Raw genomic sequence first — 6,393 nt, forward strand, 5'->3', positions numbered from 1 at the left:
AGCGGAGGCGAAGCCTATCGGGAGTGGATCCGCTCGATGTGGCGCCCTCCCGAGTGGTTCCCCGGGGCGCTCGTGCCTCCCGACTACATCTTCAACGCGACCGTCTACCTCAAGGGCGCATGGGTCCTGCACATGCTACGCGGTGTCCTGGGCGACCGCCTCTTCTTCCAGGGTCTGAGGAGCTGGGGCGAATCGCATGCTTTCGCCAATGCGACGACGGAGGACCTCGTTTCCCTCTTTCAGGAGGTGTCGAACCGCGATCTCGGCTGGTTCTTCGATCGATGGGTCTATGGAACGGGCATGCCGGCCTATGACCTCTTCTGGTCGCTCGCGGCGGGCGACTCGTGGCCGATCCTCGAGCTGCGCGTGGAGCAGATCCAGCCCGAGCCTCCCTTCTCCATGCCCATCGAGATCGAGATCCAGGATTCCGAGAGAACCTATCGCGTCTCGATCCAGGACAGCCTGAGGAGCCAGACATTCCGCATCCCCGTGAGGCTCGCGCCGGCGGCGATCCGTTTCGATCCCGACGACTGGATCCTGAAGGAGCTGCGCATGGTGGTTGGCCCGGCTTCGATCGCCGGCGCAGGCGAAACGCGAGTGCGTCTCGCCCCCTGGCCATCCCCCGGCAGGCCTCCATTCACGATTCCACTGGGCGCCTGCCCCGCGGGCTCTCTGATAGAGGTTCTCGACCCGCTGAGCCGAAGGGTCTGGTCTCTCAGGAACCCCGGCGTACAGGAAGTCCTCTGGGACGGTCGCGACGACGAAGGCCGCCTCGTCTCTCCCGGCATCTACTTCGTCCGCCGCCCCGCCGGCGACACGCGCGGGCAGGGACGGATCTGCGTCATTCGCTGAGCCTCTGTCGCGACGCTGAGCCTCGAGAATCCCGCGGACTCCTCAGACATCGAGGCGCTGTTCGGGCCAGGTTGCGGATGCTTACTTCAGATGCTAGATTGGAGTGAGCAGATTCAACGCGGAACTCTCCCCTCTCGGAGGCCGCCGTGCGGGCCGGATCGCGATCCGGCGATGGGATCGGGCGGGGGCGTTGGCGCGGCGTCTGGACACCACGAGGAGTTCGAGCAGTATGAGCGATACCGAGGGCGCCCTCAAGGGGAAGAACTACGCGATCCTGAAGAAGCGAACGCTGGTCGAGGGCGAGGACGCGATCCTGGAGTATGTCGTCGATGCGCCGCTCATCGCGCGCCACGCGCAGGCCGGGCAGTTCGTGATCCTCCGAACAGCCAACGAGGGGGAGCGGATTCCCCTCACGATCGCCGCGTACGATCGGGAGGCGGGCACGATCGCCCTGATCGTTCAGATCGTCGGCCTCTCCACTCGCAAGATGGCGGAGCTCGAAGCGGGCGACGCCATACTCGATCTCCTTGGCCCCCTGGGCACCCCGATCGAGGTCAGGCGCCACGAGAAACCGGTCGTCTGCATGGGCGGCGGCGTCGGGATCGCCCCGATCTGGCCCAAGGTGAAGGAGCTCTACGACCTCGGCAATCACGTGATCACGATCATCGGCGCGCGGACCAAGCGCCTCCTGATTCTGGAGGAGGAACTCCGAGCCATCTCGACGGAGATCCATGTCACGACGGACGACGGCTCATACGGACGTAAGGGGTTCGTGACGGGTGTCCTGCACGATGTGCTCGAGCAACGCGAGGGAGAGATCGCCGAGGTGATCGCCGTCGGTCCCCTTCCGATGATGGAGGCCGTCGTCAAGGAGATGGCCGGCAAGGGATTTCGCGACGCCTACGACCCCTCGCTTGAGTACGACCCCTCCCGGATCCCTTGCATCGTGAGCTTGAATCCGATCATGGTCGATGGAACCGGGATGTGCGGCGGCTGTAGGGTCAGCATCTGGGATCACGCGAAGGGCGAGTATCAGGCGCGCTTCTCTTGCGTGGACGGCCCCGCCTTCGACGGCTACGCCGTCGACTTCGCGGGCTTGAATAGGCGCAATCGGCAGTACATCAGCCAGGAAAGGGTCGCTAGACGCGATGGATCGGGAGCAGGCGCGTAAGGAAGCCCTCAAGCAGAAGACGAAGTCGCCGATGCCGATGCAGGACCCCGAGGTCCGGGTCCACAACTTCTCATCGGTCGAGCTCGGCTACACGCCGGAGATCGCCTGGACCGAGAGCAGCCGATGCATCGCATGCAAGGACCCCCGCTGCGTCCCCTATTGCCCCGTCGAGATCGACATACGCGCGATGATGGACGCCGTCCGTCTGGAGAACTACGAGGAGGCCTTCCAGGTCATCTGCCGCTCAAACCTATTCCCCGCCATCACCGGCCGCGTCTGCCCGCAGGAGAGCCAGTGCGAGATGGTCTGCGTGCGGGGCGTGAAGGGCGAGCCCGTGGGCATCGGATTCGTCGAGAAGTTCCTCGCCGATTGGGCGCGGGAGCGCGGCATCCGGCCCAAGGCCGACATGCTTCCGCCGAATGGGAAGACGATCGCCATCATCGGCTCCGGGCCCGCCGGCATGTCGGCGGCGGCCGATCTGGTCAGGCTCGGCTACGGGGTGACGATCTACGAGGCCCTGCACAGGCCGGGAGGAGTCCTGATCTATGGGATCCCCGAGTTCCGCCTCCCGAAGGCGATCGTGGATTACGAGATCGACAACCTGCGAGCCCTCGGAGTCGAGATCGTCCTGAACACCCTGGTCGGGCGCACGATCACGATGGACGAGCTGATCCAGGACTTCGATGCGATCTTCGTCGGCACCGGCGCGGGCCTTCCCTACTTCATGAACATACCGGGCGAGCAGCTCAACGGCGTCTACTCGGCGAACGAGTTCCTGACCAGGGCGAATCTCATGAACGCCCGGTCCTTCCCGGAGGCGCCGACCCCGATCCACCACGGAAAGTGCGTCGGAGTCGTGGGCGGCGGGAATGTCGCGATGGACGCCGCGCGGGTCTCGAAGCGTCTGGGCGCGGAGCAGGTGGACATCATCTACCGCCGCACGCGAGACGAGATGCCCGCGCGCCGCGACGAGATCCACCACGCGGAGGAGGAGGGGATCAACTTCCTCTACCTTCACGCCCCCGTCGCCATCTATGGGGACGAGGAGGGCTGGGTGAAGGAGGTCGAGATGATCCGGATGGAGCTCGGCGAGCCGGACGACTCGGGCCGCAGGCGCCCCGTCGTGGTCCCGGACTCCAACTTCCGCAGACCGTACGACGTCCTTGTCATGGCGATCGGGCAAGGACCGAATCCGCTGCTGGCAAGGCTCACGCCCTACCTCAAGACGAACAAGTGGGGGCAGCTCGTCATCGACCCCAAGAAGCTCTCCCTGGACGGGAAGGAGGCGGCCGTCGCGGCCGGAGAAACCCCCCCGGAGATCCCGATCATCTGCGCTGGAGGGGACATCATCGGCTCCCAGGCCGGCGCGGGCGGGACCGTGATCGCCGCCATGGGACACGGGAAGATCGCGGCCCGCACGATCCACGAGGCCCTGCAGGAGCGCCCGCCCAAGAGCGGGACCGCGCCATCGGCAGACGCCTGACCGCGAGGACGCCGTCGGCGAGGCCGAACCTGGTCGCGTGCGGAGGAAAGGGATCGGGTAGCCAATCGATGCTGAGGCGATCTCTGATTCTAGTCCTCCTCGCCGGGCTCTGGGGGCAGGCTCACGCCGCGCTTCTCGAGGGACGGGTCATCGATCAGGAGAGCAAGCAGCCGGTCGGCATCGCCGCGGTCTTCGTGGGAACCATCGCGCGCACGGAGACCGATGCGTCGGGTCAGTTCCGCCTCGACGGTCTGCCGCCGGGAGAGCAGATTCTCCGCGTCGAGCACGTGGGGTTCGAGCCGTGGAAGAGAACGATCGTCCTGAGCGACGAACGCTCGCTCAAGATCTCCGTCCGGCTCCAGGCCAGGATCGCCACCCTCGAGCCGGTCGATGTCACATCCGCGCGGCCCGATCCCTCCGTTCCCCAGAGCAAGAGGACGCTGACCGGTGTGACGATCCGGCGCTCCGCCGGGACGGTCGCGACCGATCCGCTGCGCGCGATCCAGTCGCTCCCCGGGGTCGCCGCCGCGGCGGGGGATGACTTCTCCGACCGCTACGTCGTGCGCGGAGGAGAGCCGGAGGAGAACCTCGTCCTCTTCGACGGTTTCCCGTTGCTGCAGCCGATCCACCTCGAGGGCTTCACCTCGGTCGTCTACGACGACCTGATCGGTGGCATCGAACTCTATCCTGGAGCGCTTCCGCCTCGATTCGGAAACGCGCTCTCGAGCGTGACGCTCTTGAGCCCCGCCCAGCCGAAGAGAATGCGCGCGTACTTCCGCTACGATCTGGGATCGGTTGCCCTGGGAGGCGAGATCCCTCGCGGAGAGGCCTCGGTTCTCGGCGCGGGCCGGATGAGCTTCTACAACCTCCTCTTGCAGCGTCCGCCGGACGTGGAGGATCGCAGCTTCCAGGACTTCTCGGCCAAGGCGACGCGCCCCGTGGGCGCGCTCGTAGGCTCCGTGACGGCCGTCGCCTCGCGCGACCGAGAGACTGGCAATCTCGATCGCTCGGCCGACTCCTACCTGCTTGGCGTCCGTCTGGGGAGCAAGCCTGGGCCGAGGATGGCCCGGGTCGGACTCTCCCTCTCGGAACGCGATCGCTCGACCAGCTTCCGCGGCCCGGACGACAGGGTCTCTGAGGAGACGGTCGCCGAACTCCGTCGCGCCCTGGCGTCGTGCGAGATCGTCTGGGGATTCAGCTCCTCGTTCCAGACCAGGCTGGATGCCGAGGTCAGCCGAGACCGTTTCTCCGGGAAGAGCTTCATCGCTGTCCAGGACCGCGTCCCCGATCTCGCGCTCGCGAAGGACGAGGGGGGCTTCGTATCGGCGGAGGGAACCTGGAGCGCGAGGGCGTTCGCCGTCTCCGCCGGCGGCCGCCTGGAGAGGATTCCATTCACCAAGGGAAGGAAGGGATCGCCCTACGCCTCGCTTCGCTTCCGCGGACTGAAGCGAGTCACACCTGGAGTCGGCTGGAGAATCGTGAGACAGAGCCCCTTCCCCCTCTACGACAACCCCGTCGTCGCCGGGCTTCCCCTGGAGCCGACATCCCTCCTCAAGGCGGGCAAGGGCGAACTTCCGCCGAGCGCCGCCGAGCATCTCTCCGCATCGTGCGAGTTCGAACTGCTCTACGGCTTCGGAGGCGCGGTCGAGATCTACAGGAAGCTCTATGGCAGCCTCGCGCGCTGGGATGACCCGGCCGGTCCCGCCCCCGGGCAGATCCACGGCGACGGGAAGGGGAAGGGAGAGGGGATCGAGATGACGCTGCGGCGTCCTGCGGGTCGCTATGCGACGGGTTGGGTCTCCTACTCCATCTCGAGGACGCGCAAGAAGGAGGGACCATCAAAGGCCCTGCGGCCCAGCGATCACGACCGGCCGAGAATGGGGCAGCTCGCGCTCGAGGTTCCTATCACGAGCGGGACGATCATCTCCGCTTCTTATCGGATCTCCTCGGGCCGCCCCTACACACCCGTCGTCGGCTGCGAGGGTCCGTACAACCTCATCAAGATCCCGGCCGACGAGGCCAACGGCGAACGCCTGCCCGACTACCGCAGGCTCGACGTCAAGCTCGAGCACCGTGTCTACGGCGACCGGAGGGACGCCTTCTTCTACCTCGATGTCCTGAACGTGCTGAACCGCCACAACCTCGATGATGTCGCCTACGGGTGTTTCGGCGGCCGCCCATACCGCATCTACAGCCAGGGCGTCAGGATCACCCCCGTCGCCGGCTTCGGCGTCTACTTCTGACCCATGGCGCCCCGGATCCGCGGCGCGAAGTCCGCTCACGGATTGCCCAGAACACTCCTCCAGGCGGCGGGCACGCTGTCGGTGGCCCTTGGGGTCGTGGGGATCTTCGTGCCCCTACTACCTACGACTCCCTTTCTTCTGCTGGCCGCCTATTGCTATGGCCGCAGCTCGGAGCGCTTCCATCGCTGGCTCCTCGAGAACCGCTGGTTCGGGGAGTATGTCCGCGACTACCGGGAAGGCAGGGGACTCCGCCGAAGGGAGAAGGCTAGGGCGCTGTTCGCGCTCTGGTTGACGATCGGGATCGGGGTCTGCTTCTTCGCCTCCGCCTGGTGGCTCAGGCTGCTCCTCATCGGAGCGGCGACCGGGGTGACGATCCACTTGCTGCGCTTGAGGACATGCGAGAAGGCCACCCCCCACCAGATCCGCCTCATGGAGCCGCGACAGGGCGAGGTCGGGAACATCGAGAGGGAGTAGCGGGACGCCCGGTCCATCGGTCCCGGGCCAGGCGCCGGCTCCATCTCCCGCCGCGCAACGCGGCAAGCAGCAGAAGACCCGGCTGGAGTTATCGGCCTCTCGTGCGGCGGATCGGGGGGGGGCGCAACCACGCGCAGGCTGCTCTGATAGACTCGTCCGCCCTGTCTCAG

The 6,393-nt window shown here is 66.4% G+C and carries 4 protein-coding genes; all 4 read left to right on the forward strand.

Annotated elements, in window-relative coordinates:
* Positions 1-1,081 precede the first annotated feature (1,081 nt).
* Positions 1,082-2,023 (forward strand): sulfide/dihydroorotate dehydrogenase-like FAD/NAD-binding protein, encoded by a 942-nt coding sequence (locus FJY88_10790; protein MBM3287819.1) that lies wholly within the window; start codon positions 1,082-1,084, stop codon positions 2,021-2,023.
* The gene (gltA, locus tag FJY88_10795) at positions 2,001-3,506 is read left to right on the forward strand and encodes an NADPH-dependent glutamate synthase (GenBank protein MBM3287820.1); all 1,506 of its coding nucleotides are present in this window, start codon (positions 2,001-2,003) and stop codon (positions 3,504-3,506) included. Before FJY88_10790 ends, gltA begins: the two co-directional genes overlap by 23 nt.
* 68 nt (positions 3,507-3,574) lie before the next feature.
* On the forward strand, positions 3,575-5,749 hold the full coding sequence (locus FJY88_10800) for a hypothetical protein (protein ID MBM3287821.1): 2,175 nt from the start codon (positions 3,575-3,577) through the stop codon (positions 5,747-5,749).
* A 3-nt stretch (positions 5,750-5,752) separates the two neighbouring features.
* On the forward strand, positions 5,753-6,223 hold the full coding sequence (locus FJY88_10805) for a DUF454 domain-containing protein (protein MBM3287822.1): 471 nt from the start codon (positions 5,753-5,755) through the stop codon (positions 6,221-6,223).
* Positions 6,224-6,393 lie beyond the last annotated feature (170 nt).

Source organism: Candidatus Eisenbacteria bacterium, from assembly GCA_016867495.1.
GTDB lineage: Bacteria > Eisenbacteria > RBG-16-71-46 > CAIMUX01 > VGJL01 > VGJL01.

Coding starts and splice junctions, on each gene's coding strand:
- FJY88_10790 (MBM3287819.1), top strand. CDS start 1,082: ATGAGCGATACCGAGGGCGCCCTCAAGGGGAAGAACTACGCGATCCTG.
- gltA (MBM3287820.1), top strand. CDS start 2,001: ATGGATCGGGAGCAGGCGCGTAAGGAAGCCCTCAAGCAGAAGACGAAG.
- FJY88_10800 (MBM3287821.1), top strand. CDS start 3,575: ATGCTGAGGCGATCTCTGATTCTAGTCCTCCTCGCCGGGCTCTGGGGG.
- FJY88_10805 (MBM3287822.1), top strand. CDS start 5,753: ATGGCGCCCCGGATCCGCGGCGCGAAGTCCGCTCACGGATTGCCCAGA.